The organism is Pantoea sp. ARC270, from assembly GCF_003236725.1.
Lineage (GTDB): Bacteria > Pseudomonadota > Gammaproteobacteria > Enterobacterales > Enterobacteriaceae > Pantoea > Pantoea anthophila.
This window is the reverse complement of sequence record NZ_PUGA01000023.1, coordinates 15,558-40,725: the sequence shown is the minus strand read 5'-3', so window position 1 is coordinate 40,725 and position 25,168 is coordinate 15,558. Positions and strand designations below refer to the sequence as shown.

Genomic DNA, 25,168 nt, shown 5'->3' with positions numbered 1-25,168 from the left:
CATGAGAGCGGCGGACACACACGCGCTTGTGTCCGCCATAATGCGAGGTTTATCTCAACAACAGATAGATACTTTCATCGCCGCGCACCACGTTCAGTGCCAGAACCGGCGGTTTGCCTTCCAGTATCTTGCGCATCTCAGCCAGGGTCTGAACCCGGTTGCGGTTTACGCCGATGATCACATCATCTTTCTGCAGGCCAACCTGTTCAGCCGGTGTCCCTTTTTCGATAGTGTCGACCTTCACGCCTTTGTCGCCGGTTTTGGTCTGTCCATCACTCAGGGTGGCACCCTGCAGGGCCGGAGACATCAGCTGGGCGCTGGCGGTGGTCTGAGCGCTCTGCTCCAGCGTAACGGTGACCGTCACCGGTTTGCCTTCGCGCAGCAGGCCAAGCTTAACCTGTTCGCCTGGTGGGGTCGTGCCCACTTTTACCCTCAACTCAGCGAAGCTGGTAATCGGCTTGTCGTTGATAGAGGTAATGATGTCGCCGGACTTGATGCCCGCCTTCTGTGCGGCAGACTGCGGTAACACTTCCGAAACGAAGGCGCCACGCTGCACGTCGACATTGAATGCCTTCGCCATGTCGGCTGTCATTTCGGTGCCTTTAATACCCAGCTGACCGCGCTTCACTTCGCCAAATTTGATCAGCTGCTGCGCGAGGTTCATCGCCATATCGCTCGGGATCGCAAAGCCGATGCCGATATTGCCGCCGCTGGAGGCCAGGATGGCAGTGTTGATCCCAATCAGCTCGCCGTTCAGGTTGACCAGCGCACCGCCGGAGTTGCCGCGGTTAATCGCGGCATCGGTCTGAATAAAGTTTTCCAGCCCCTCCAGGTTAAGGCCGCTGCGGCCCAGCGCAGAGATGATACCGGAGGTCGCCGTCTGGCCCAGACCAAACGGGTTCCCGATTGCGACCGCAAAATCACCCACTTTCAGCTGGTCGGAGTCCGCCACTTTAATCTGCGTGAGGTTTTTCGCGCCCTGGATCTGAATCAGGGCGATATCGGTCTGCTCATCATGACCGATCAGTTTGGCTTCATACTCACTGCCATCGCCAAGCTGCACGTTGATCTTGTCGGCACCGTTCACCACATGATTGTTGGTCAGCACGTAGCCTTTCGCGGCATCAATGATCACGCCCGAGCCCAACCCTTCAAACGGCTGTGGCTGATTATTCCCGCCAGGCATCTGACCGAAAAAACGTTTCAGAGGCTCAGGGATATCCTGAGCCTGTTCGCCGGAATCGGTGCCTTCCACGTGAACGCTGACCACGGCAGGCAACACTTTTTCCAGCATCGGTGCCAGGCTCGGCAGCGGCTGGCCCGCAATTTGTGCTGGCAGCGTTGCCATCGCGTCTGGCGCGGCGGCAAGGCTCATCCCGATACTCAAGGCTAATGCGCTAAACAGGCGTGCTTGTTTTTTCATTGCTACAACGCTCTCGCTGCAAAGTGGGAGGATTTAATGAGTGTGACAGTCGTTTGTGGTCAGGGTTCGCAAAAACAGCGGGCGCAGACAGGCTGCGCCCCAAAAAGATTAGTCGCGGGCAGGGCGCTCGCCACGCAGTAAACCGGATGCGCCTTCAGAGTAGTCGCGCGGCATCTGCACCGGCACCTGGTCGTTGTCAGCTTCCGCTTCAGTCAGCTGATAGGCAAAAGGATTCTGCTGACCCGGCAGATTCGGCAGCAGATCGTTAGAGCCTTTCGCCATATGCTGATAAAGCTGACGATAGTCACGCGCCATGTTGTCCAGCAGCTCGGCGCTCTGTGCGAAGTGGTTAGTCAGCTCTTCGCGGTAATCGGCCAGCTCGGCCTTCGATTTTTCCAGTTCATACTGCATGCTGCGCTGCTCACGCAGCTTTTTGTTGCCGAAACGCATGGCGACTGCGCCGACAATAATACCTACCACTAAACCAATTAGCCCGTATTCCCAGGTCATAATGACTCCCGTGTTTTTTCCATTGTTCCGTAGGGCGTTGCACCATTTCAATAATAGTCACTATACCCGTTAATCTTATGGATGTGGAACTCCGGAGCAGCATGGCTTAGTGTAGAACGGCCTTTTTTTCAGCAACCGTGGTATGAATCAGACACTATTCAGGGACTTTGAAACAACAATGCAAACCTCATCTCCGCTTGCACGTTATGAGCAGGCGCTGTCGCAGGGCGAATTCAGGCCCGATGACGTACAACGTGAAGCGATTACCCGTTTAGACGCCCTGCAGCAGGCGCTGGTTGCCCGGCAACAGGCTGCCGCGCCCGCCTCATCCGGCCTGTTGGGTCGCCTGTCGAAATTGATCGGTAAAGAGAAAAATGCGGCGCCCCAGCCTGTTCGCGGACTCTACATGTGGGGCGGCGTCGGGCGCGGCAAAACCTGGGTCATGGATCTCTTTTTTCAGTCTATTCCTGGCGAACGCAAACTGCGCCTGCACTTCCACCGTTTCATGCTGCGGGTGCATGAAGAACTGACGCAACTGCAGGGGCAGAGCGACCCGCTGCTGATTATCGCGGACAAATTCAAAGCGGAAACTGACATCCTCTGTTTCGATGAATTTTTTGTCTCCGATATCACCGACGCGATGCTGCTGGGCACGCTGATGGAAGCGCTGTTTGAGCGCGGCATCGCCCTGGTGGCAACCTCGAACATTCCGCCGGATGACCTCTACCGCAACGGCCTGCAGCGCGCGCGTTTTCTGCCGGCTATTGAGCAGATAAAACGGCACTGTGATGTGATGAATGTGGATGCCGGCATCGACTACCGGCTGCGGACACTGACCTCGGCGCATCTGTGGAACTATCCGCTCAACGAGGCCACCCACACGGAGATGGCGCGCATGTTTAAGGCGCTGTCGGGCAGCCAGCCGGAGGAGGCGCCGGTGCTGGAGATCAACCATCGCCAGATGCCGACGCTGGGCGTCAGCGACGGCGTGCTGGCCATCAACTTCACGACGCTGTGCGGGGAAGGGCGCAGCCAGCATGACTACATCGCGCTTTCCCGCCGTTTTCACAGCGTGCTGCTCTATGACGTGCCGGTAATGATCTATAAAACCGAAGATCAGGCGCGCCGTTTCCTGGCCCTTGTTGACGAATTTTATGAGCGTCACGTGAAGCTGGTCGTGGCCGCAGAAACCTCGCTGACCGAGATCTATCAGGGGACGCGGCTGAAGTTTGAATACCAGCGCTGTTTATCGCGGCTTCAGGAGATGCAGAGCGAAGAGTATCTGCGCCTGCCGCATCTGCCGTGAGAATAATCAGGATAAATACCGAAATAGGGTTCGATTTTTGCAATCGACTTCTCTATAATCTTGCGACCCCACGTTACAGCAAAGGATTTTTTTCCCAAATCCTCTGTGTTCCAGTAACTCTATCCGAAGGGGTGGCTTGCTGGTCAAAATGGTCGTGTGAGCCTCATTCGTTTACTTAAGCGTTTGGGATTTCACCAACGTGTAACTTAATTTGGGTAAGCTTTTCGATGAAAACTTTTACAGCTAAACCAGAAACCGTCCAACGTGACTGGTTTGTAGTTGACGCAACGGGCAAAACTTTGGGTCGCCTGGCGACTGAACTGGCGCGCCGTCTGCGTGGTAAGCATAAAGCGGAATACACTCCGCACGTTGATACGGGTGATTACATCATCGTTCTGAACGCAGAAAAAATTGCTGTTACCGGCAACAAGCGTACTGACAAGATCTACTATCACCACACCGGCCACATCGGTGGTATCAAACAGGCGACCTTTGAAGAGATGATTGCTCGCCGTCCTGAGCGTGTGATTGAGATCGCGGTTAAAGGCATGCTGCCGAAGGGCCCGCTGGGTCGTGCTATGTACCGTAAGCTGAAAGTTTACGCAGGCAACGAGCACACCCATGCGGCACAGCAACCGCAAGTTCTTGACATTTAATCGGGATTAAAGGCAATGGCTGAAACTCAAAACTACGGCACTGGTCGCCGCAAAAGCTCTACCGCTCGCGTATTCATTAAGCCGGGTAGCGGTAACATCGTAATTAACCAACGTTCTCTGGAACAGTACTTCGGTCGCGAAACTGCCCGCATGGTCGTTCGTCAGCCGCTGGAACTGCTGGATCTGGTTGGTAAATTCGATCTGTACGTCACTGTTAAAGGTGGCGGTATTTCTGGTCAGGCTGGTGCGATCCGTCACGGTATCACCCGCGCTCTGATGGAATACGACGAATCACTGCGTGGCGAGCTGCGTAAAGCTGGCTTCGTAACGCGTGACGCGCGTCAGGTTGAACGTAAGAAAGTCGGCCTGCGTAAAGCACGTCGTCGTCCTCAGTTCTCCAAGCGTTAATTGTTTGCAGCTCCGGCTGCGGCAATTGGCTCAAAAAACCCGCTTCGGCGGGTTTTTTATTTTCTGCCTTCCCGTCTGATAACGGGGAAAACCGTAAGCCCGCGCTCAATTTACCTGCAAAGATTCATTCCACGCCCACAAGCAGCCTAAAATCTGGTAAACTCTGTGTCACTTTGCGCCCGCAGGCCGGTGCGTTATGCGCCTTCCCGCTGTCGGGGCGTCAGTTTTACGGCGCAGCTGACCAGGTTGCGTGCGAGTTCGACAAGCAAGTGAGTCGCCGTGTGGTTGGCTATTCGCAGTATCTTTTTGTGAACAAACTTGGAGGTTTTCATGGCTGTCGCTGCCAACAAACGTTCGGTAATGACGCTGTTTTCTGGTCCTACTGACATTTTCAGCCATCAGGTACGTATCGTTCTGGCGGAGAAGGGTGTCAGCGTAGAGATCGAGCAGGTCGAAATGGATAACCTGCCGCAGGATCTGATTGACCTCAATCCGTATCGCACGGTACCGACACTGGTAGATCGTGAGCTGACGCTGTATGAATCCCGCATCATCATGGAATATTTAGATGAGCGCTTCCCGCATCCGCCACTGATGCCGGTTTATCCGGTTGCCCGTGGTGACAGCCGCCTGATGATGCACCGCATCGAGCAGGACTGGTACAGCCTGATGAGGAAGGTTGAGAACAGCAGTGGTCAGGAAGCCGAAGCCGCACGCAAACAGCTGCGTGAAGAGCTGCTGGCGATCGCGCCGCTGTTTGGCCGCACGCCTTACTTCATGAGCGAAGAGTTCAGCCTGGTGGATTGCTACCTGGCACCGCTGTTATGGCGTCTGCCTTCAATGGGCATCGATTTGATCGGCTCTGGTTCAAAAGAGCTGAAAGGTTACATGAACCGCGTATTTGAGCGTGACTCTTTCCTCGCTTCATTAACTGAAGCTGAACGTGAAATGCGCCTGCAAGCACGGGCTTAACGTATGGAAATGTCGCAACTTACTGCACGTCGTCCCTATCTGCTGCGCGCCTTCTATGACTGGTTGCTCGACAACCAGCTGACGCCGCATCTGGTGGTCGACATCAATCAGCCAGGTGTACAGGTGCCGCTGGAGTACGCGCGTGATGGTCAGATTGTCCTGAACATCGCGCCCCGTGCTGTCGGTAACCTCGATCTGGCGAATGACCAGGTGTCGTTTAACGCCCGCTTTGGGGGTGTTCCTCGTCAGGTTAACGTGCCGATGGCGGCAATTCTGGCAATCTATGCCCGGGAAAACGGTGCCGGAACGATGTTTGAACCGGAACCGGCTTACGAGCTGGATATTCAGGAGGCGTCAGAAGGTCAGGAAGAGACCATGATGTCCGTGATTGATGGCGATCGTCCCGACGATGCCAGCGATGATGAGACACCGCCTGATGACGATCCACCGCCGCGGGGCGGACGACCTTCACTGCGCGTCGTGAAATAACCGCAGCATTCTTAAAACAGATACCCGCCTCTCCGGCGGGTATTTTTTTGCCTGTCAGCCATAAAAAAATCCGGCTGCCTGCGCAAACCGGATTTTTTATCACACCTTCGCTATCAATAGACGTCGCGCAGGTAACGCTTCTCTTTCTTCAGCTGGTCAACATAGTCCGCTGCGCGCTCGCTGGAGAGGCCACCGAACTGGCGAACCACTTCATACAGCGCATTATCCACATCCTTCGCCATGCGTGATGCATCGCCACAGACATAGAAGTAAGCGCCTTCCTGCAGCCAGGCATAGAGTTCTGCACCCTGCTCAAGCATCCGGCTCTGCACGTAGATCTTCTTCTCCTGATCGCGGGAGAACGCCAGGTCAAGCCGCGTCAGTAAACCGTTATCCCGCCAGGCGAGCAGTTCATCCTGATAGATAAAGTCATGTTCCTGATGCTGATCGCCGAAGAACAGCCAGTTTTTGCCCTGCGCGCCGGTTGCCTGACGCTCCTGCAGGAAAGCCCGGAAGGGCGCGATGCCGGTGCCAGGTCCCACCATGATCAGCGGAGCGCTGTTATTGGCTGGGACGCGGAACGCTTTGTTCGGCGAAATAAAGATGGCTGGCTTTTCGCCACGACGTACGCGCTCAGCCAGGTAGGTTGAGCAGACGCCACCACGATTACGGCCGCCGCTGTGATAACGCACCGAGGCAACGGTCAGGTGCACCTGATTCGGATGGGCTTTGGAGCTTGAGGAGATCGAGTAAGCGCGATGCTGCAGCGGACGCAGCAGGGCAACAAACTCAGGCACCGCCAGCGTGCGCGTCAGGTCAAGCTGCAGCAGGTCAAGGCTATCTTTGCCCCACAGCCAGACACCCAGCGCATCTTTGTCGTCGTGCTGTAACACATGACGCAGCTCCTGGTTGGTGGTGTTCTGCCCGACCCATTCGATGAGCTTGCGCGACGGTTCAGAGATCTCAAACTGGTAGGTCAGCAGGTCGCCGAGGCTGCGGTCAAAGCCGGGCACCGGCGTCTCGTAGTCGGCATTAAGCTGGGTCAGCAGCAGGCTGACCAGCGATGGCTCGTTGACCGGAATGACGCCGAGCGCATCACCCGCTTCATACTTCAGGCCGCTGTCGGTCAGGTCAAACTCAAAATGTCGGATATCTTTGGCAGACTGCTCGCCAGAGAGGCGCTTGTTGGTGATTAGCGCCGCGGCGTAAGGGTTCGATTTGTTGCTGCCCGGGATGACCGGTGCTTCAGGCGCGCTCTCCAGCACGGTGCCGCTGCTGCCTGCGCTGGCCGCAAACTGAGGCATGGAGCTGTTCAGCCACTCGCTGGATGGCTCTTCATAGTCGATATCGCAGTCGATGCGATCCACCACGCGTTTTGCTCCCAGCTGCTCAAGGCGCATATCGATGAACTTGCCTGCCTGACAGAAGCCGTCATAGCCGGTATCACCGATTGCCAGCACGGCAAAATGCATCTGCTCCAGGCGCGGTGCGGTACTGGCAGAGATCGCATCCCAGAAGAGCTGCGCGTTATCCGGCATCTCGCCTTCGCCGTAGGTTGAGGTGACGATCAGCACATGGCGCATGGTGGCAAAGACGTCGAGGTCGACATCGCCCAGCGCCTGAACCACCGGCACCAGCCCTTTAGCACGCGCCGATTTCGCGGCGGTCTGCGCCAGCGCTTCGGCATTGCCGGTCTGTGAGCCGTAGAGAATGTGCAGTTGCGTGGTCGCGGCTGCGCCTGTGCCCGCAGCGGGTTGCTGCTTGTCTTCTAATACCAGCAGACGGGAGTGAAGACCCGCGAGAAAGCCAGCCAGCCAGTATTTCTGATCGCCATTAAAAGGTGCATCTTCTGGAATATAAGGAATTTTCATGGGTACTTTTACTCAATCCCGTTCTTCCCCGTCATCAGTAACGCTGGCCGGTTTAAGCGGTTCCGCTTTCCCGCACCGCGGTGTGCGGCTGGGGAGAGCGGTTCTGCATCTGTCCGGTACAACGACGACTCCGGGCAATGATCAATGAATAACATTCAGTTCAGCCTGAACAGTGTGACTGTCAGGAGAGTTTGCCCACCGCCGCGGCGATTTCAGGCAAGGCCGCACGTGCAAACAGCTCTTCAAAATCAGGCAGATGGCCCAGCACTTCCCGGTTACAGGCATCCTGATACATGATCCAGCCATAGGTGGCCAGGCTGTCCATGGAGCGGATGTTACGCTGCGTCAGCGCCGCTTTGTAATCTGACATGCGTTTGGAACCAATCAGACTGGCCAGTTCGTCATCGTTATACGCTTCGATGGCGGAACGGGCATGGCGCTGCAGTTTGCTGATCAGCGAAAAGTCTTCCGTCATCAGCAGATTGCGTACGGCTTTTTCTACCGCCGGATCTTCAACCGCTGTCCCTTTCGGTAATTTACTCAGGGCCAGCTGCTGAGCAAAGCTCAGAACGGTGTAGTTGTTAAGCAGAACAAACATCTCCAGCGTATCGGTCGCGCCGTAGGCGGGTACCGCACCGTCAGCAATGGTCTTGCCCTGACGCCAGGCCGCTTTGAACTTCGCAACCTGATGGCCGGCCAGCGCGGTCGACAGCTCTTCGAGCAGATCTTTACGGCTTCTGGCTTTCAGGATCTCACCGCCATCCTGATAGAGCAGCAGCGAGCGCGGCATCACATACACAAAGTGGTGACACTCCGTTTCCCAGTTCTCCAGCAGCCAGGCAGCACGCGGTGAGTTTGTGGCCTCCAGATGCCAGTTCAGCATGGTCAGCACGGCCTGCTTATGCACCTGCGCCATCTCATCCTGATCGGCAATCGAGCCGAAGCGCACTGAATCACCGGCTGCATGGCTGGCGAGTGTTCCATACGGGTCATACTGATAGGCGAAGCCGCCGCTCATGCCGTTACCAAAGCCTTTACCGAAGGTGCCCAGGTTGAGGATGGCACCATTGGTCATATATTCGCAGCAGAAATCTCCTACGCCTTCGACCACGGCTGTGGCACCGGAGTTACGCACCGCGAAGCGGTCACCGGCCTGGCCCTGCACGAACAGGCGTCCACCGGTCGCGCCAAACAGCGCAAAGTTACCGATCAGCACATTACCATCGCCATCCTGCGCGCCGCCGCCCGGCGACATGATAAACAGCTCTCCGCCACACTGTCCCTTGCCGACGCCGTCGTTACAGGTGCCGTAGTGGGTCAGCTGCATGCCATCGTTGCAGAAGGCGCCAAATGACTGACCGGCTGAACCGGTAGTTGAAATTTTTACGGTCGCAGGGGCCAGATAATGGCGACCGCGGTCATCGCTCAGAACCGCAGGCATCGCCTGCAGCTGCGCCGCACTCAGCTGATGGTTCAGCATGCGTTCAATGTCGATCGCCAGCTGGCCCCCCACACTTTTGTTGCGGTTGTTCAGCACGATGCCGTTGCCCAGTGCGACGTCGGTATTGCCCTGATCGACCAGCGCTGATTTCAGCTGCTCAACCCAGCCATCATCCAGCTCAAAATCTTTCTCCAGATAGACCGGCTTCTCGATCTTCAGCTCCGGCACCACGGTGAGCATGGCGCGTAAGTCGAGCTTGCCTACTTCCAGCGGGTGATCCATCAGGTGCAGCAGGTCAGCCCGGCCGCGCGCTTCACGCAGGGAACGCAGGCCCATACGCGCCAGGATCTCACGCACTTCATGGGCGACGTTGAGGAAATACTGCGCCAGCTGACGCGGATCGCCATCAAAGGCTTCGGCGTTGGTCGTCAGACCCGCCGGGCATTTGACGTTACAGTTTTTCGCCATCACGCACTTCAGCATCATCAGCGCAGTGGTACCGAATTCGAAGCTGTCGCCGCCCAGCAGCGCGGATTTCACCACGTCGCTGCCGGTCTGCTGCGCGCCCGAGCAGCGCAGCTGCACTTTCTCACGCAGGCCGTTGGCGCAGAGCGCCTGATGAACTTCAGCGATGCCGATTTCCGCCACGCGTCCGGTGTATTTCAGGCTGGTCACCGACGCAGCGCCGGTACCGCCGGTGTTACCCGCCACGTTAATGACGTCTGCGCCCGCTTTGGCCACGCCGACCGCGATGGTGCCGATCCCTTCTGAGGAGACCAGTTTGACGATCACGCGCACCCGCGCGGCTTTACAGTCGTGGATCAGCTGCGCCAGATCTTCGATGGAGTAGGTGTCGTGATGCGGCGGCGGCGAGACCAGCTCGACGCCTGGCGTACCGCCACGCGCTGCCGCAATCTCAACCGTGACTTTTGCCGCCGGTAGCTGGCCGCCTTCGCCAGGCTTCGCACCCTGACCAATCTTGATTTCCAGCTCTTCCAGCATCGGGTCCGCCAGATAGGCAGCCCAGACGCCAAAACGGCCGGACGCCAGCTGCTTGATGCGTGAGGCACGGATGGTGCCGTGACGGGAGTAGTGCTCGCCGCCTTCACCGCAGTTACTCATGCCGCCGACCATGTTGGTGCCGTGCGCCACCGCTTCATGCGCGGGGGCGACCAGCGCACCGTGACTCATCGCACCAGAGGCAAAGGTGCGGGTGATTTCGCACGCCGGCTGCACGTCGCTCAGTGGCAGGGAGGGCAGAGTGGTGAAAATACGTGACAGGTAATCTGCCGCTTTACCGTAAGCGGTTATTTTCAGACCGCCGGTCACCACCTCGCTGCTCTCGATATCGTCGCCGAAGCGGAACTTCAGGGCGTTAGAGAGATTCTGCAGACGCTCGTTCTCTGGCTTCAGGCCTTCGATCGCATCGGTCAGACGCAGCATAAAGTGATTCAGGCTGCCATCCACCGCTTCACACACCAGACCACGAATGGCAAAGCCGTTGTTGGTCAGTGAGTAGCGTCCCAGTTTGCGGCGGAACTCCGCTTCGCTGTCGATATGGGTCAGATCGGCCGGGAATGTCAGGATGTCACGCAGGGCCGCCGGGCGACGCTTACGCTCCTCATACATCAGGCTGGAGAACTGACGATAGTCGGCCGTGATTGCGAAGTTGTTGATCACCTCATCCGGAATACGCTCGAAGCTGCTGTCTTTAAAGGTTTCTGGCTTGATACCAAAAGCGTTATCCAGTTTTGCCAGCGTCATCAGACGGATAAAGTTATCCTCTTCGCGCGCTTTATCAGCAAAGCGAATCGGCTCTTCGGTCATATCGATAAAGGTGCGTACGGCAATCGTGCCGTAGGAGTGACCGGCACCCTCTGCGCGCTCTTTAAACAGACCCAGCAATGGTACGTCCGATTCACCCTGAATCTTCAGTGCGCTCTGATGCCAGTCAACAGCCATCTGCGCGATAGCCGCGAAGCCTGCGCCACCCACCGGCGTTTTGATATTCGGGAAGTACTTTTTCAGCACCGGATCATCGGTGTTGAGGAAGTTAGGCTCAAAGAACTCGCCGCTGCTGTAGCTTTCTACGGTACAGAGGCCCACTTTGCCCATGGTTTTCATCAGGGCTTTTTCCGCGGCTTTGGCATAGCGCTTAAAGGCTTTATTGCCTTCTTCACCCTCGCCAAATTTCTCCTCTGCGCGCATCTGTACGCCCAGCGGATAGATTGCTGATGCGCCGAAGCCCAGCGTCGCGGCAATGTGGTGCGAGGAGATGCTCTGACCGCTTTCCACCACCAGTGACACATCAAGGCGCAGACCTTCCTGCACCAGACGCTGGTTGATGGCGGAAACCACCAGCAGCATCGGGATCGCGGCGTGCTTCGAGGAGATGTGGCGGTCGGTCAGAACGGCGATGCCGCCCTGCGTCCGGGCAAAATCCACCACCTGCTGCGCCAGGTCATCAATCGCTTTTTCCAGGGCGTTCGCGTTAGCGGTCGTGCTCAGCAGATCTTTGCCGATGACCGGCTCATAGAGCATCTCGAAGCGGGCGTAGGGGGCAACGGTCTGCTCACGCAAACGCAGCATATCGAGATGGCTGAGAATCGGTGTCGGCACCACAATCTGACGGCCTTTGCTGCGGCCCAGGTGCGGTTTCGCCCCCAGCGCCACACGCAGCGTCATGCCATCCACTTCGCGGATAGAGTCCAGCGGCGGGTTGGTAACCTGCGCAAAGCGCTGAGAGAAGTAGTGCGCCATGCCGCCTTCATGATCGGATAAGCCGTTAATGGCGTTGCCGTAACCCATTGCGGAGATCTTCTCTGCGCCGGTGTTAAGCATCGGGTCCATCATGAACTTGAAGCTTTCCTGGTTGTAGTAGTAGGCGACAAAGCGCTGATAGGTTTTCAGATCGCCGCGATAGCGCAGCGGTGAACCCTGCTGCTCAGCCGGGATCTCCGGCAGATCGTCCAGGCCGACGCGCGCTTCACGCAGCAGGGCGGAGTAATCTTTCTCTGCGGCCAGTTTTTCCAGCGCCTGCAGCGTGGTGTAGCTGCGTTTTTCACGGTGATCGAAGTAGAGCATGCCGCCCGCTTCGATACGGCCACGACGCAGGACGCTTTCAGGAGGAAAGGCGATCTGGCCCGCTTCGGACATCGCACCGATATAGTCTGCGGTTTCGACCGAGCGCAGCGGGCGCAGGCCCAGACGGTCAAGGCGTGCGCCAATGACTTCGCCATTGCCAAAGATTAGGGCGGCAGGGCCGTCGTTCTTCTCTTCATACAGAGAGAAATACTCCAGCATGTCGCGCACCTCGGTTGACAGCGAGCTGTCGTTTTCCCAGGCGGGCGGCATCATGGAAACCACGGCGGTGATCAGATCGAGATTATCTTCCATCAGACGGCTGTGGATACTCTGATCCAGACGCGAACTGTCGGACTGCCCTTTAGGCCGCACGATCTTTTTGCCGCGCGCTAGTGCCAGGGCCGATTCGGCGATGCGGTTTTTACGATCCGTGTTCAGCTCGCCGTTGTGCGCCATCAGGCGGAACGGTTGCGCCATAGTGGTATGCGGATCGGTGTTGGTCGAGAAACGGGTGTGGAAAAAGAGCCCGCGCACCTGATGATCGGGATCGGTCAGATCTTTGAAGTAAGGAATCACTTCATTGGAGTTCAGGCGCGCTTTAAATACCTGCGTGCGCGACGACAGCGACAGCGGATAGAGCCCGCCAAATTCGCTTTCGGTAAAGGCGCGTGCTTCGATAGTTAACAGGGCGCGGTAGATACGTTGTTCGAAGTCATTCTGGTCGGCCACGTCCTGAGGCGCAGTGAAGATCCACTGCAGAATCGGTAACTGAAACTGAATGGCAGCCGGACGCGTCACGCTGCTGTCGAGCGGCATGTCGCGCTTCATGATCACCGGCAGGCCGAAACTGCTGAGGGTCTCATCCACCAGACGTTCGGCATTCGCGCGCAGCTCAGCATCTTTCGGCACAAAGAAGTTGCCGACGCCAAAGCGACCCGCTTCCAGTGGCTGGCCGGTAATCTTGCGGAAGAAATGCAGTGAAAGGTCAACGTTGACGCCTGCGCCATCGCCGACGCCTTCTGCTGACATACCGCCGCGGTGCGGCACTGTGCACAGGGCGCTGTGCGCCATCTGCAGAATCTCATGGGTCTGCTCGCCGTCCTTACGCGTAATGAAACCTACACCACAGCTGTCACTGCCTGCTGTCGGATCATACAAGCCATAGGATTGAGGTTTTTTAGTGGACATTGAGGGTCTCCTTAAACTGCTTTGACATTACCTGCACTGTTTCAGGGTCTGGGCGCAACTGAGGCGCAGCTTCATTTTCATCGCCATGCTCTGTCGAGCGCGCGTCATAGCCCTGAGCATTTCTCTCCAGACATCCGTAAAACGTCCTTTATTGAGCTGCTCTTCGATTTCCGGTCTCGTAAAGGAGATGACTTAAACCACGCGGGAGTCTTCTTGTTGCATAGATATGCCGAGACAATGGCCCGTCAGGAAAGCTTTCAGCGGATTTCCAACTTATCGGGAAAGCGTAATCAGGTCAAATAGGGCGGCCAGGCGGGCTTATCAGGCGCTTTTCTCATATAAATATATGAAAATATTGATTTTTATGGTTTAAAATGTCTCACTCTGCCACCTGGTGATCGGCCGATAAATGTGAACTGACTCACTGTAGTGCAGGCGTCATATCTCTGCACCATGCTGGTGACAGGGTGTCTGGCAGCATTAAATGCTGTCCGGCACCCCTGATACATAGCATGTATCTGTTTTTCTTATGTCGGCCTATTTGAATGAAACAGCGGTTGGTTATAAGAAAAATTAATCAGGCAGCGAATGCTTAAAACAGCATTAAAGTTGAATGAGTATTCATATAAAGGAGAGAGCCTGCGCAACAGGACGCTGCCAGGATATTGAAAAAAGGCCGTCGGGTGAAATCTGCGATTCACAGGCGGCCTTACAGATTATTCATTTGGCACAATCAGTCAAGGGATTTAACCGGTTTGTACCAAACGTCGCCGAACGGCAGGGCGGATGCACCATAAAAGCGCATTCAATCCCTCATCTTCGCGTGACGTGCTGCGACGTCCGCAGGCTAACTGCGCTATCATGGGGCTGTTTCTTTTCCAGGGAGTCGTTATGAAACAGATTCGTCTGCTGGCGCAGTACTATGTCGATTTAATGGTCAAACTTGGCCTGGTCAGGTTCTCGCTGCTGCTGGCCTCTGCGCTGGTGGTGCTGGCGATGATTGTCCAGATGGCGGTCACGATGGTATTGCGGGGGCACGTCGAGAGTATCGATGTGGTGCGCTCGGTCTTCTTTGGCCTGCTGATTACGCCCTGGGCCGTCTATTTTCTGTCGGTGGTGGTCGATCAGCTTGAGGAGTCGCGGCAGCGGCTGGCAAGGCTGGTGGATAAGCTGGAAGAGATGCGCACCCGCGACCTGGAACTCAATCAGCAGATGAAGGAAACCATCACCCAGCTGAATCAGGAGATCAGCGATCGTAAAAAAGCGGAGCTGGCGCGCGAACAGGTGATGGACAAGCTGCGCGAAGAGGTCACCCGCCGCGAACAGGCTCAGATTGAGCTGGAGCAGCAATCATCCTTCCTGCGCTCCTTCCTGGATGCGTCACCTGACCTGGTGTTCTATCGCAATATCGACAAGCAGTTCTCCGGCTGCAACCGCGCCATGGAGCTGCTGACCGGCAAAAGCGAAAAGCAGCTGATTGGCCTGACGCCGCGCGATATCTACGATGATGAAGCCGCAACCAAGGTGCTGGAAACGGACGAAAAAGTGTTCCGCCATAACGTCTCCCTGACCTATGAGCAGTGGCTGCAATATCCTGACGGGCGCAAAGCCTGTTTTGAGATCCGCAAGGTGCCCTATTACGATCGTGTCGGCAAACGCAGCGGGCTGATGGGCTTTGGCCGCGATATCACCGAGCGTAAGCGCTATCAGGACGCGTTAGAGAACGCCAGCCGGGAAAAGACCACCTTTATTTCCACTATCAGCCACGAGCTGCGTACGCCGCTTAATGGCATTGTCGGCCTGAGCCGCATCCTGCTGGATACCGATCTGAACCAGGAACAGCTGAAATACCTGAAAACCATCCACGTCTCGGCCATTACGCTGGGCAACATCTTCAACGATGTGATTGAGGTGGACAAAATCGAGCGTCGTAAAGTTCAGCTGGATAATCAGCCGCTCGACTTCACCGGTTTCCTCGCCGATTTAGAGAATCTCTCCGGCCTGCTGGCGCAGCCAAAAGGGCTGAAGTTTGTGCTCGCGCCGCAACTGCCGCTGCCTCACATGATCTCCACCGACGGAACGCGTCTGCGTCAGATTCTCTGGAACCTGATTGGTAACGCCGTGAAGTTCACCCAGCAGGGCGAGATCGTGGTGCGCGTCGCGTATGAGCAGGATGAAACACTGCGCTTTGAGGTGCAGGACTCCGGCATGGGTATCCGGCAGGAGGAGCAGGACAAGATCTTTGCGATGTACTATCAGGTTAAAGATCAGCATGGCGGGAAACCGGCGACCGGAACCGGCATCGGGCTGGCGGTTTCACGTCGTCTGGCCCAGGCGATGGGGGGAGATATCCGCGTACAGAGTGCGCCCGGCCAGGGCTCATGCTTCACCGTCGAAATTAAAGCACCACGCATCGCAGAAGAAGTGATTGACGAAGGCGTCGACGACAGCCTGCCTCTGCCTGCGCTGCATGTGCTGCTGGTTGAGGATATCGAACTGAATGTGATTGTGGCGCGCTCCGTTCTGGAGAAGCTGGGATGCAGCGTGGAGGTCGCCATGACCGGCAGCGAGGCTCTGGCGATGTTTGACCCGCTGGAGTTCGATCTGGTGCTGCTGGATATTCAGCTGCCCGATATGACCGGGCTGGATGTCTCCCGTGCGATTCGCCAGCAGTATCAGGGCGCACATCTGCCTCCGCTGGTGGCGCTCACGGCCAACGTGCTGAAAGATAAAAAAGAGTATTTCGACGCCGGGATGGATGATGTGCTCAGTAAACCGCTGGCCGTGCCTGCCCTGACCGCAATGATCAAAAAATACTGGGACTATCAGGCAGAAACGGACGATGAAACGCCCGCCGTCAGCGATGACAAAATCCGGATGCTGCTGGATGTCGCAATGCTCGAACAGTATATCGAGCTGGTGGGCCCGGGGTTGATTACGCAGAGCCTGACGATGTTTGAGAAGATGATGCCGGACTATCTTGCGGTGCTGGAATCGAATCTGATGGCGCGCGATCAGAAAGGAATTGCGGAAGAGGGGCACAAAATCAAAGGCGCGGCCGGGTCCGTCGGGCTGCAGCGTTTACAGATGCTGGCGAAACAGATCCAGAGTCCGGAGCTGCCGGCGTGGTGGGACAACGTGGTTGAATGGATTGAAGAGCTGAAACATGAGTGGCGACACGATGTGCAGGTTCTGCGCGACTGGGTTGCCGGACAGGAGAAGTGAAACGGCAGAAAAAAATGACCCCAGCCGAGGCCGGGGTGCGCGAATACTGCGCCAACACCAGGGAAAATGTTGCGGCCGCTATGATTTGAATAATTAATGCAGCCGCAGGGTATTGGTTAACACTGTCATCACCTTAGCAAATTCATCTTCTCATGTGACAAGATTCATTAAAATGTGTGATGTTGAGCAGCGTTTAAACACAGAAAACATTAATTTGGCAACACAGTCAAGCAAGGAATTAATTTCCGCGTTATGTTGCTGCTATTTTAATCAGATTTACCCTTTTTCGCGTACTTTTAACGCGGCTGCGCCATGTCGCGAAGACCGTACAGCGTAAAAGCGAACTGGCAGGTTCATTTGCCCTGACAGTCCGCGTAACGCGCTGATATTGCAAGCCGGCAGCCTGAAATGAACCGAATCATCCAAAACGATTCGGAATGGCAGAAATGAATCTTAAACTTTGCGCTTTTCTGCGTCTGCCGGGTTGCGGGGCAGGGATCGAAAACCGGGTCATTTATGACAGGATTTACGCTGACCTCTGCTGTTTATTTAGACGTTATAAGAATAGTTCTGGTTAAGAGTTGAACCATTACGACAACAGAAAAAAATAACAGTTAAGGTTGATGAATGATTTAAAGCGGCGTTTATTACCCATTATTAAGTGTTTATCTGGAAAGATGCTAAGCAGTGGCAATGAATGGAACCGATTCCTTTTTTCGGAAGTCCTTGAACTATTTCGATCTGTTGCCGCATGTTGATGCAAAATAGGTGCATGAAGTCTGGAAACGCACCGTTCATTTTCACCGAAAATCGCAAAAAGGCGATTTTTCTGGCAGTGATTACATGAGTAATTGATTAACGTCTGAAACAGGTATGGGAAGATTGCATGAACAAGCATAAAGGAAGCGCCGGACGGCGTATCAGACGGATTGCCGGCCGTCTCCTGCTGGTCTGGCTGGGCGTGTGGCTGGCCGGCATTTTACTCTTTTCGTTTTTACCGGTGCCCTTCTCCGCAGTGATGGTGGAGCGACAGGTGGGGGCGTGGTTGCGCGGTGATTTCAGTTATGTGGCGCACTCAGACTGGGTCGGACATGATGAGATCTCGCCGTGGATGGGGCTGGCCGTTATCGCTTCTGAAGATCAAAAGTTTCCCACGCACTGGGGCTTTGATGTGGCGGCGATTGAATCGGTGCTGGATAACAGCGACAGCCGGATGCGCGGAGCGTCCACGCTGTCACAACAGACCGCGAAGAATCTCTTTCTCTGGGATGGTCGCAGCTGGATCCGTAAGGGGCTGGAAGCGGGTCTGACGGTGGGGATTGAGACGGTCTGGACGAAGCGGCGTATTCTGACCGTCTATCTCAATATCGCGGAGTTCGGGCCGGGCATCTTTGGTGTGGAGGCCGCATCACAGCACTATTTCCACAAACCTGCCAGCCGGCTCACTGCGGCCGATGCTGCTTTACTGGCGGCGGTCCTGCCGAATCCGATTCGTTACCGTGCCGCCGCGCCTTCAGGCTATGTCAGGTCGCGGCAGCAGTGGATACTGCGCCAGATGCGTCAGCTGGGGGGAGAGGGCTTTTTACAGCGTAATCAGCTTAACTGACCTTACTCTTCATCAAAGCCCGCTTCAAATAACTCAATGACCGCAGCCAGCGCCGGGACCTCTTCCGGCCCGCTGGCTTCAATCTCAATGTGTCCCCCTTTTGCCGAGTCGAGCATCAGCAGGGCGATCACGCTGCTGGCCTCGGCTTCGGTGCCAGCCTCGTTGCGCAGTAACACTTCGGCATCGAAGCTCTGCACCAGCTCAAACAACTTCATCGCCGGACGGGCATGCATGCCCAGCTTATTTTTGATTTCTACAGTTTGTCTGACGGTCATGATTTGCGCTTTTCCAGCGTGCGATGGCGTGACTGTACATTCTTACCGCGCGAGCGGAAATAGTCCGCCAGCTGCTCGGCGATATAGACTGAGCGGTGTTTACCGCCGGTACAGCCAATCGCCACGGTAAGATAGCTACGGTTGTTGGTCTCCAGCATCGGCAGCCAGAGTTCAAGATAGCTGCGTGTCTGGTAGATAAAATTATGCACTTCCGTGTGGCGGTCGAGGAAGGCCGCGACCGGGCGATCGAGGCCGGTCATCGGGCGCAGTTTCGGATCCCAGTGGGGATTGGGCAGAAAGCGCACGTCAAACACGTAGTCCGCGTCGATAGGGATGCCATGTTTGAAACCAAAGGATTCAAATACCATCGTCAGCTCACGTTCACGCTTGCCCAGCAGGCGGGTGCGCAGCATCTCGGCCAGCTCATGCACCGACATCTCTGACGTATCAATGATCAGATCGGCGCGCGAACGCAGCGGCTCCAGCAGATCGCTCTCTTCATCAATGGCGCTCTCCAGCGACAGATTTTTGCTGGAGAGGGGGTGCAGACGACGCGTATCGCTGTAGCGGCGAATCAGCGTGTTGCGGTCGGCGTCGAGAAACAGCAGCTGAGGTGAAAAGGAGTCGGGCAGATTATTCAGTGCGGTTTCAAAAATTTCGGGGGATTCAGGCATATTGCGCACGTCGATGCTGACCGCCGCCGAAATATTCCGCTCTGCCAGTGAGTTCGCTAACTCCGGCAGCAGCACCACCGGCAGGTTATCAACACAGTAGAACCCCATATCCTCCAGCGCACGGAGTGCCACTGACTTCCCCGAGCCTGAACGACCGCTAACGATCATCAGCACCATGACCTTCTCTCCCGTTTTAAAACCGGCACCCGGCCGGTAAAGACGCGTTACAGCTCTGTCTGGTTTTCCGTAATAATGGCATAAAGCTCTTCATCACTCTGCGCAGCGCGCAGCCGGCGGCAGACCGTTTTATCGGCCAGACGCTTTGCCACCAGTGAAAGGGTGTGCAGGTGTGTTTTGCACTGGTCAGCCGGAACCAGTAAGGCAAACAGCAGATCGACCGGCTGGTTATCAACGGCATCAAACGCAATCGGCTGTTCGAGGCTGATAAAGACCCCGACCGCGCGCAGCGTATCCTCTTCCAGCTTGCCGTGCGGGATCGCTATCCCGTTGCCGATACCGGTACTGCCCATACGCTCACGCGTCAGGATCGCTTCGAAAAGCGTCTGGTGCGGCAGGTTGAGCTGCTTAGCGGCCAGTTCGCTGATGATTTCCAGCGCACGTTTTTTGCTCTGGCAGTGTACGCCACTGCGTGTGCAGTCAGGCGAAAGCACCGTGCTCAATTCCAGTGTAAGATCGTTGTTCATTATCGTTTCACTTGCGGGTTCACCAGGCCATTCACCGCCGGCGTCTTCTGACGTGACGGAAAATGACGCCTGCCAGATGACAAAACGGGGCGGATTATCCGCCCCATCCTGTCGGCTCAGTGCGCCAGGCGCGCGTAGCCAGCATGAAGGTTAATGTTTTTTCAGTTTATCTTTATGTTTAGTCAGCTGACGGGCGAGCTTGTCGATCAGCCCGTCAATCGCCGCGTACATATCTTCCGCTTCCGACGTGGCGTGCAGCTCGCCACCGTTAACGTGGAGTGTTGCGTCAGCCACCTGCATGACTTTCTCAACTTTCAGGACAATATAGACCTGATTGATGTGCTCAAAATAGTGTTCCAGTTTGGCAAATTTAGCACTGACGAATTCACGCAGTGGTGGCGTAATTTCAACGTGTTGCCCGGTCAGGTTCAGCTGCATAGGTCTTCCTTCTCATTTCTGTCAAACCAGCTGTTTACGCTGGTTCGATGGCGGGATGGATAAAGACTCACGATATTTTGCGACGGTACGCCGTGCCACCATGATCCCCTGATCGGACAACATGGAGGTCAGTTTACTGTCGCTCAAGGGTTTGGCTGGATTTTCCGCTGAAATTAATTTTTTCACCAGTGCACGAATCGCGGTAGAGGAGGCTTCGCCGCCCCCTTCCGTGTTGACGTGGCTGGAGAAAAAGTACTTCAGTTCAAAAATACCGCGCGGACTGTGCAGATACTTCTGCGTGGTCACGCGGGAGATAGTTGATTCGTGCATCTCAACGGCCTGAGCAATATCAGCCAGGACCATCGGGCGCATAAACTCTTCCCCCTGCTCGAAAAACGCCTGCTGCTGCTCAACGATACAGCGCGTCACTTTCAGCAGTGTATCATTGCGGCTTTCCAGACTCTTAATCAGCCAGCGTGCTTCCTGCAGGTTGCTGCGAATAAACTGCGTGTCGCTGTCGTTACGCGTGGTGCCGCCCATCGCCGCATAGTGCTGATTGATCTTCAGGCGGGGCAGGCTGTCGGCGTTGAGTTCAACCGTCCAGCGGCTGCCGACCTTGCGCACCAGCACATCGGGAATCACATATTCCGGTTCGCCGGTGTTGATCGACTGGCCGGGACGCGGGTCCAGCGACTGAATCAGCAGCATCGCCTCTTTCAGCACCTCTTCTTTGAGGCGCGTTACCCGCATCAGGCTACGGAAGTCGTGGTTAGCCAGCAGGTCGAGATGCTCACTGACAATCAGACGTGCTTCGGTCAGCATGGGCGTGTCGGGCGCATATTGTGACAGCTGAACCAGCAGGCAGTCGCGCAGATCGCGCGCACCCACGCCAATCGGGTCAAAGCGCTGGATGCGTTTCAGCACCGCTTCAACTTCATCCACCTCCAGCTCGTCATTGCCGATACTGTCGAGGATCTCCTCAAGCGAAACGGTGAGATATCCGGTGTCATCGATAGCATCGACGATAGAGGTCGCAATCGCGCGATCGGTATCACTGAACGGCGTCAGGCCGACCTGCCACATCAGATAATCCTGCAGGGACTGCGTCGTCTCACCCTGGTAGACCGGTAGCTCGTCATCCTGATAGTCCGTCCCGGTGCCGGAAGGTGTGCCAGCGGTGTAGATCTCATCCCAGGTGGCATCCAGCGGCAGTTCATCGGGCATCTCTTTTTGCTCAAGCGCTTCGCGGGTATCCAGCGCCTCCGCTTCTGCAGCGTCCCGGGAGTCGATCTCGTCGTGCGGGTCCGTCTGCTCAAGCAGGGGATTACTTTCCAGCGCCAGCTGTAGCTCCTGCTGGAGTTCAAGCGTAGAGAGCTGCAGCAGACGAATCGCCTGCTGCAGTTGGGGAGTCATTGCCAGCTGTTGGCTGAACCTGAGTTGTAAGCCTTGCTTCATAGACAGGATGATAGTTCCCAGGTAAATAGCGGTCTTAACGACACCTTATCAGAGTCTGAACTCTTCACCCAAATAAACCCGCTTAACCTGCTCATCCGCAAGAATTTCATTGGGTGTGCCGTGCGCGATCAGGTGGCCCTGGCTGACGATATAGGCCCTCTCACAGACCGCTAACGTTTCACGCACGTTATGGTCGGTAATCAGCACGCCGAGGCCGCTGTCACGCAGATGCTCAATGATCTTCTTAATGTCGATAACGGAGATAGGGTCAACACCGGCAAAAGGCTCATCCAGCAGAATGAACTTCGGATTGGCGGCCAGCGCACGCGCGATCTCAACACGGCGGCGTTCGCCGCCGGAGAGGGCCTGGCCCATGCTGTCGCGCAGGTGCTCAATGTGGAACTCTTCCATCAGCTCGCGGGCGCGATCCTGGCGTTGCTCTTCGGTCAGATCGTCACGGATCTGCAGCACCGCCATCAGGTTATCGTAAACGCTGAGGCGACGGAAAATGGACGCCTCCTGCGGCAGATAGCCGATGCCACGACGCGCACGCGCATGCAGCGGCAGGATGCTGATATCTTCATCGTCAATCACGATACGGCCCGCGTCACGCGGCACGATGCCGACCACCATGTAAAACGTGGTGGTTTTACCGGCACCGTTCGGGCCCAGCAGGCCGACAATCTCGCCGGATTTCACCTGCAGACTGACATCTTCTACCACGCGACGGCCTTTGTAGGCCTTCGCCAGGTTTTCTGCGATTAATGTGGCCATAGCTATCAGTTACTCTTCTTCTCGCTGTTGGACGACGCTTTATCCTGAAGTTGCGACGGCACCAGTACGGTGGTGACGCGCTTGTTCTGGCCCTGGCTGAAAGCCTGCATTTTCTGCTCTTTCACCAGGTAGGTGATGCGATCGCCTTTGATGTTGCTGTCCTGCTGCTCAATAAACGCATTGCCGGTCAGTTCAACGAAATCGTTGGCCAGTTCGTAATGCAGTTTTGCGGCATGGCCCTGAACCGGTTTGCCGCTGTCCTGCATCTGATAGAAGGTGGCAGGATTACCGTAGGCGTCGACGATGGTTTTCTTACTGTCGCCGCCCGGACGGGTGACCACGACTTTATCTGCCGTAATTTTGATGGTGCCCTGCGTCACAATGACGTTACCGGTAAAGGTCGCGACATTGCCCTGTAAATCCAGCGCCTGATTCTGCGAGTCAATATTAACGGGTTTGTCCGAGTCACCGGTCAGGGCCAGCGCCGGAACGCTGGTCGCCAGCAGCACGCTGGCCAGTAAAAGCTTCAGGCTATTTTTGTTCATTTTGAATTTCATAAGAGGTTTTGACCTTCTCGATTAACTCGGCGTTTTTTGTCCGTAAATTGCCGCGCATTTTCATGCCGGTGGAGTTAAAGCTGCGGCCATACAATGTCACCTGGTCATCCGAGGTAACATCCTGGGTCACCAGATTGATCTGCGCGTTATCTGTTTTGATCCGCTCCAGCTGAGAATCCTGCGTCAGCGTGTTGAGCTCAACATGGCCATAAAGATAAAGCATACGATCTTTAGTGAGCTTTGCCTTATCCGCGCGTAACGTCCAGGTCGGGATCTTGTTCTCATCATAGGTGGTCATCACCGGATGCTCGAACCAGCTCAGTTCGTCATCCGAGAAATAGGTCACTTTGTCTGAGACCAGTTTATAGGACAGCGCGCCCTGCGGGTTATAAACCACCGTGTGCGAATCCGCACTGGTGTAGGTCGGAGACTGACTGTCTGTCCCGACGGGCATCCCATCGTCATCCTTATTGGTAAGATTCCAGCCGATCAAAACCAGTGCAATCAAGGTCAGAATCAGCGTTATCCAACGCCTGCTTTTACTCATACTGATTGCCCTTTGGCATCCTCAAATTTGTTCTGCGCCATTAAGATCAGATCGCAGACTTCACGAACCGCACCGCGTCCACCGGCGATACGGGTAACATAGTCTGCGCGCGGCAACAGGATAGGATGTGCATCCGCCACCGCCACGCTCAATCCCACCTTCGCCATGACCGGCCAGTCGATCAGGTCATCGCCGATATAGGCGACCTGGTCGTCGGAAAGAGATAGTTTATCCAGAAGTTCGCGATAGGCCAAAAGCTTATCCGATTGTCCCTGATAAAGATGACGGATGCCGAGCGTTTTGCAGCGATCTTCCATCAGACGGGCATTGCGGCCGGTAATAATAGCCACTTCCACATCTGAGGTCAGCAGGCAGCGCACGCCATAGCCATCCCGCACGTTGAACGCCTTAAGCTCTTCGCCGTTATTTCCCATGTAGATCACCCCGTCGGACATCACGCCGTCCACGTCGCAGATCAGCAGACGAATGCGACTGGCGCGCGCCATAACCTCAGCACTGACCGGGCCGTAGCAGGTGTCAATCGGGGGAGTTGCCTGTTGCATTTTCTCTTCCTGTTCAGACTACGCCAGCGCGCAGCATGTCATGCATATGTACCACACCGAGCAGATGGTCGTCATCGGCCACCAGAATCGACGTAATGTTTTTGGTCTGCATCAGGTTCAGGGCATCCACCGCCAGCATGTTTGGCCGGACGCGGATGCCCCCTGGCGTCATCACTTCCCCGATGGTGGCACGCTGAAAATCGATGCCCATATCAAAGATGCGGCGCAGGTCACCATCAGTAAAAATCCCTTCGATTTTCATCAGGTCGTCAACGATCACCGTCAGACCGAGGTTTTTGCGGGTAATCTCCAGCAGCGCATCGCGCAGTGAGGCGTCACGGGTGACATGCGGCAGCGCATCACCACTGTGCATGATATCGGCCACATGCAGCAGCAGTTTCCGGCCCAGCGCACCGCCGGGGTGGGAGAGGGCGAAATCCTCCGCTGTAAATCCCCGCGCTTCCAGCAGCGAAACCGCCAGAGCATCACCCATCACCAGCGTGGCGGTGGTACTGCTGGTCGGGGCCAGACCCAGCGGGCAGGCTTCCTGAGGAACGTGGACGCAGAGATGCACGTCGGCAGCCCGTCCCATCGCGCTGTCAGGCCGTCCGGTCATGCAGATCAGCGTAATGTGCTGGCGCTTCAGCACCGGAATCAGGGCGAGAATCTCGTTCGACTCCCCGCTGTTAGAGATGGCGATGACGACATCATTTTTGCTCACCATGCCCAGATCGCCGTGGCTGGCTTCGCCCGGATGCACAAAAAAGGCAGGCGTGCCGGTGCTGGCAAAGGTCGCCGCCATTTTCTTGCCGACGTGACCTGACTTCCCCATGCCCATCACCACCACCTTACCCTGGCAGGCATAGATCAGGGCGCAGGCCCGGGCAAAATCCTCATTGATATATTGATCGAGCTGTTCCAGCCCTTCACGCTCAATGCGCAGGACGGTTTTTCCCACCTGCTGGAAGTCGAATGCTGTTGGTTGCTGATGTGACATAGTGA

General features: G+C 56.0%; 21 protein-coding genes. 7 read left to right on the top strand and 14 right to left on the bottom strand.

The window, feature by feature from the left end:
• Positions 1 to 49 precede the first annotated feature (49 nt).
• A complete protein-coding gene (gene degQ / locus CKF42_RS11855) occupies positions 50 to 1,423 on the bottom strand; it encodes a serine endoprotease DegQ (RefSeq protein ID WP_009092486.1) in 1,374 nt (457 codons plus the stop codon).
• A gap of 108 nt (positions 1,424 to 1,531) precedes the next feature.
• Positions 1,532 to 1,933 (bottom strand): Z-ring associated protein ZapG, encoded by a 402-nt coding sequence (gene zapG, locus CKF42_RS11850; protein ID WP_009092485.1) that lies wholly within the window; start codon positions 1,931 to 1,933, stop codon positions 1,532 to 1,534.
• 178 nt (positions 1,934 to 2,111) lie between these two features.
• Between zapG and zapE the strand changes: the two genes are divergently transcribed.
• The 5 genes from zapE to sspB all read left to right on the top strand — a co-directional run bounded on the left by zapE (position 2,112) and on the right by sspB (position 5,764).
• Positions 2,112 to 3,239 (top strand): cell division protein ZapE, encoded by a 1,128-nt coding sequence (gene zapE, locus CKF42_RS11845; RefSeq protein WP_111208267.1) that lies wholly within the window; start codon positions 2,112 to 2,114, stop codon positions 3,237 to 3,239.
• 227 nt (positions 3,240 to 3,466) lie between these two features.
• Entirely contained in the window at positions 3,467 to 3,895 is a 429-nt protein-coding gene (gene rplM, locus CKF42_RS11840) for a 50S ribosomal protein L13 (protein WP_009092483.1), read from the top strand.
• 15 nt (positions 3,896 to 3,910) lie between these two features.
• Positions 3,911 to 4,303: a 30S ribosomal protein S9 gene (gene rpsI, locus CKF42_RS11835; RefSeq protein ID WP_008925401.1), complete on the top strand. Its 393-nt coding sequence runs from the start codon at positions 3,911 to 3,913 to the stop codon at positions 4,301 to 4,303.
• Positions 4,304 to 4,633: 330 nt separating this feature from the next.
• Entirely contained in the window at positions 4,634 to 5,275 is a 642-nt protein-coding gene (sspA, locus tag CKF42_RS11830) for a stringent starvation protein SspA (RefSeq protein ID WP_009092481.1), read from the top strand.
• Between the two features lie 3 nt (positions 5,276 to 5,278).
• On the top strand, positions 5,279 to 5,764 hold the full coding sequence (sspB, locus tag CKF42_RS11825) for a ClpXP protease specificity-enhancing factor (protein ID WP_009092479.1): 486 nt from the start codon (positions 5,279 to 5,281) through the stop codon (positions 5,762 to 5,764).
• Between the two features lie 113 nt (positions 5,765 to 5,877).
• On the opposite strand, the gene CKF42_RS11820 is transcribed toward sspB, so the two are convergent.
• Together CKF42_RS11820 and CKF42_RS11815 are read right to left on the bottom strand one after the other, a co-directional pair.
• Entirely contained in the window at positions 5,878 to 7,635 is a 1,758-nt protein-coding gene (locus CKF42_RS11820; protein WP_009092478.1) for a sulfite reductase subunit alpha, read from the bottom strand.
• Positions 7,636 to 7,816: 181 nt separating this feature from the next.
• Complete coding sequence (locus CKF42_RS11815) at positions 7,817 to 13,348, bottom strand: glutamate synthase-related protein (RefSeq protein ID WP_046101070.1); 5,532 nt, start codon at positions 13,346 to 13,348, stop codon at positions 7,817 to 7,819.
• A gap of 891 nt (positions 13,349 to 14,239) precedes the next feature.
• On the opposite strand from CKF42_RS11815, the gene arcB reads away from it, so the two are divergent.
• Both arcB and mtgA read left to right on the top strand, forming a co-directional pair.
• A complete protein-coding gene (gene arcB / locus CKF42_RS11805) occupies positions 14,240 to 16,573 on the top strand; it encodes an aerobic respiration two-component sensor histidine kinase ArcB (protein WP_111208265.1) in 2,334 nt (777 codons plus the stop codon).
• Positions 16,574 to 17,459: 886 nt separating this feature from the next.
• Positions 17,460 to 18,179 carry a monofunctional biosynthetic peptidoglycan transglycosylase gene (gene mtgA / locus CKF42_RS11800; protein ID WP_111208264.1) on the top strand — a complete coding sequence of 240 codons (720 nt, stop codon included), beginning with the start codon at positions 17,460 to 17,462 and terminating at the stop codon, positions 18,177 to 18,179.
• Between the two features lie 2 nt (positions 18,180 to 18,181).
• On the opposite strand, the gene npr is transcribed toward mtgA, so the two are convergent.
• The 10 genes from npr to kdsD form a co-directional block, all read right to left on the bottom strand.
• Positions 18,182 to 18,454, bottom strand: a complete 273-nt coding sequence (npr, locus tag CKF42_RS11795) for a PTS phosphocarrier protein NPr (RefSeq protein WP_009092474.1) — start codon at positions 18,452 to 18,454, stop codon at positions 18,182 to 18,184.
• The gene (rapZ, locus tag CKF42_RS11790; protein ID WP_003851114.1) at positions 18,451 to 19,305 is read right to left on the bottom strand and encodes an RNase adapter RapZ; all 855 of its coding nucleotides are present in this window, start codon (positions 19,303 to 19,305) and stop codon (positions 18,451 to 18,453) included. Before rapZ ends, npr begins: the two co-directional genes overlap by 4 nt.
• 47 nt (positions 19,306 to 19,352) lie before the next feature.
• Positions 19,353 to 19,832: a PTS IIA-like nitrogen regulatory protein PtsN gene (ptsN, locus tag CKF42_RS11785; protein ID WP_009092473.1), complete on the bottom strand. Its 480-nt coding sequence runs from the start codon at positions 19,830 to 19,832 to the stop codon at positions 19,353 to 19,355.
• A 150-nt stretch (positions 19,833 to 19,982) separates the two neighbouring features.
• Positions 19,983 to 20,270, bottom strand: coding sequence for a ribosome hibernation promoting factor (gene hpf / locus CKF42_RS11780; protein ID WP_009092471.1), 288 nt, complete (start codon positions 20,268 to 20,270; stop codon positions 19,983 to 19,985).
• Positions 20,271 to 20,291: 21 nt separating this feature from the next.
• A complete protein-coding gene (gene rpoN / locus CKF42_RS11775; RefSeq protein ID WP_009092468.1) occupies positions 20,292 to 21,725 on the bottom strand; it encodes an RNA polymerase factor sigma-54 in 1,434 nt (477 codons plus the stop codon).
• A 48-nt stretch (positions 21,726 to 21,773) separates the two neighbouring features.
• A complete protein-coding gene (gene lptB / locus CKF42_RS11770; RefSeq protein WP_009092467.1) occupies positions 21,774 to 22,499 on the bottom strand; it encodes an LPS export ABC transporter ATP-binding protein in 726 nt (241 codons plus the stop codon).
• Between the two features lie 5 nt (positions 22,500 to 22,504).
• Positions 22,505 to 23,056, bottom strand: coding sequence for a lipopolysaccharide ABC transporter substrate-binding protein LptA (gene lptA, locus CKF42_RS11765; RefSeq protein WP_033736432.1), 552 nt, complete (start codon positions 23,054 to 23,056; stop codon positions 22,505 to 22,507).
• On the bottom strand, positions 23,031 to 23,603 hold the full coding sequence (lptC, locus tag CKF42_RS11760) for an LPS export ABC transporter periplasmic protein LptC (RefSeq protein ID WP_009092465.1): 573 nt from the start codon (positions 23,601 to 23,603) through the stop codon (positions 23,031 to 23,033). Before lptC ends, lptA begins: the two co-directional genes overlap by 26 nt.
• Entirely contained in the window at positions 23,600 to 24,166 is a 567-nt protein-coding gene (kdsC, locus tag CKF42_RS11755; protein ID WP_009092464.1) for a 3-deoxy-manno-octulosonate-8-phosphatase KdsC, read from the bottom strand. The genes lptC and kdsC overlap by 4 nt, the downstream gene beginning before the upstream one ends.
• Positions 24,167 to 24,179: 13 nt before the next feature.
• A complete protein-coding gene (gene kdsD / locus CKF42_RS11750) occupies positions 24,180 to 25,163 on the bottom strand; it encodes an arabinose-5-phosphate isomerase KdsD (protein WP_009092463.1) in 984 nt (327 codons plus the stop codon).
• Positions 25,164 to 25,168: the final 5 nt, after the last annotated feature.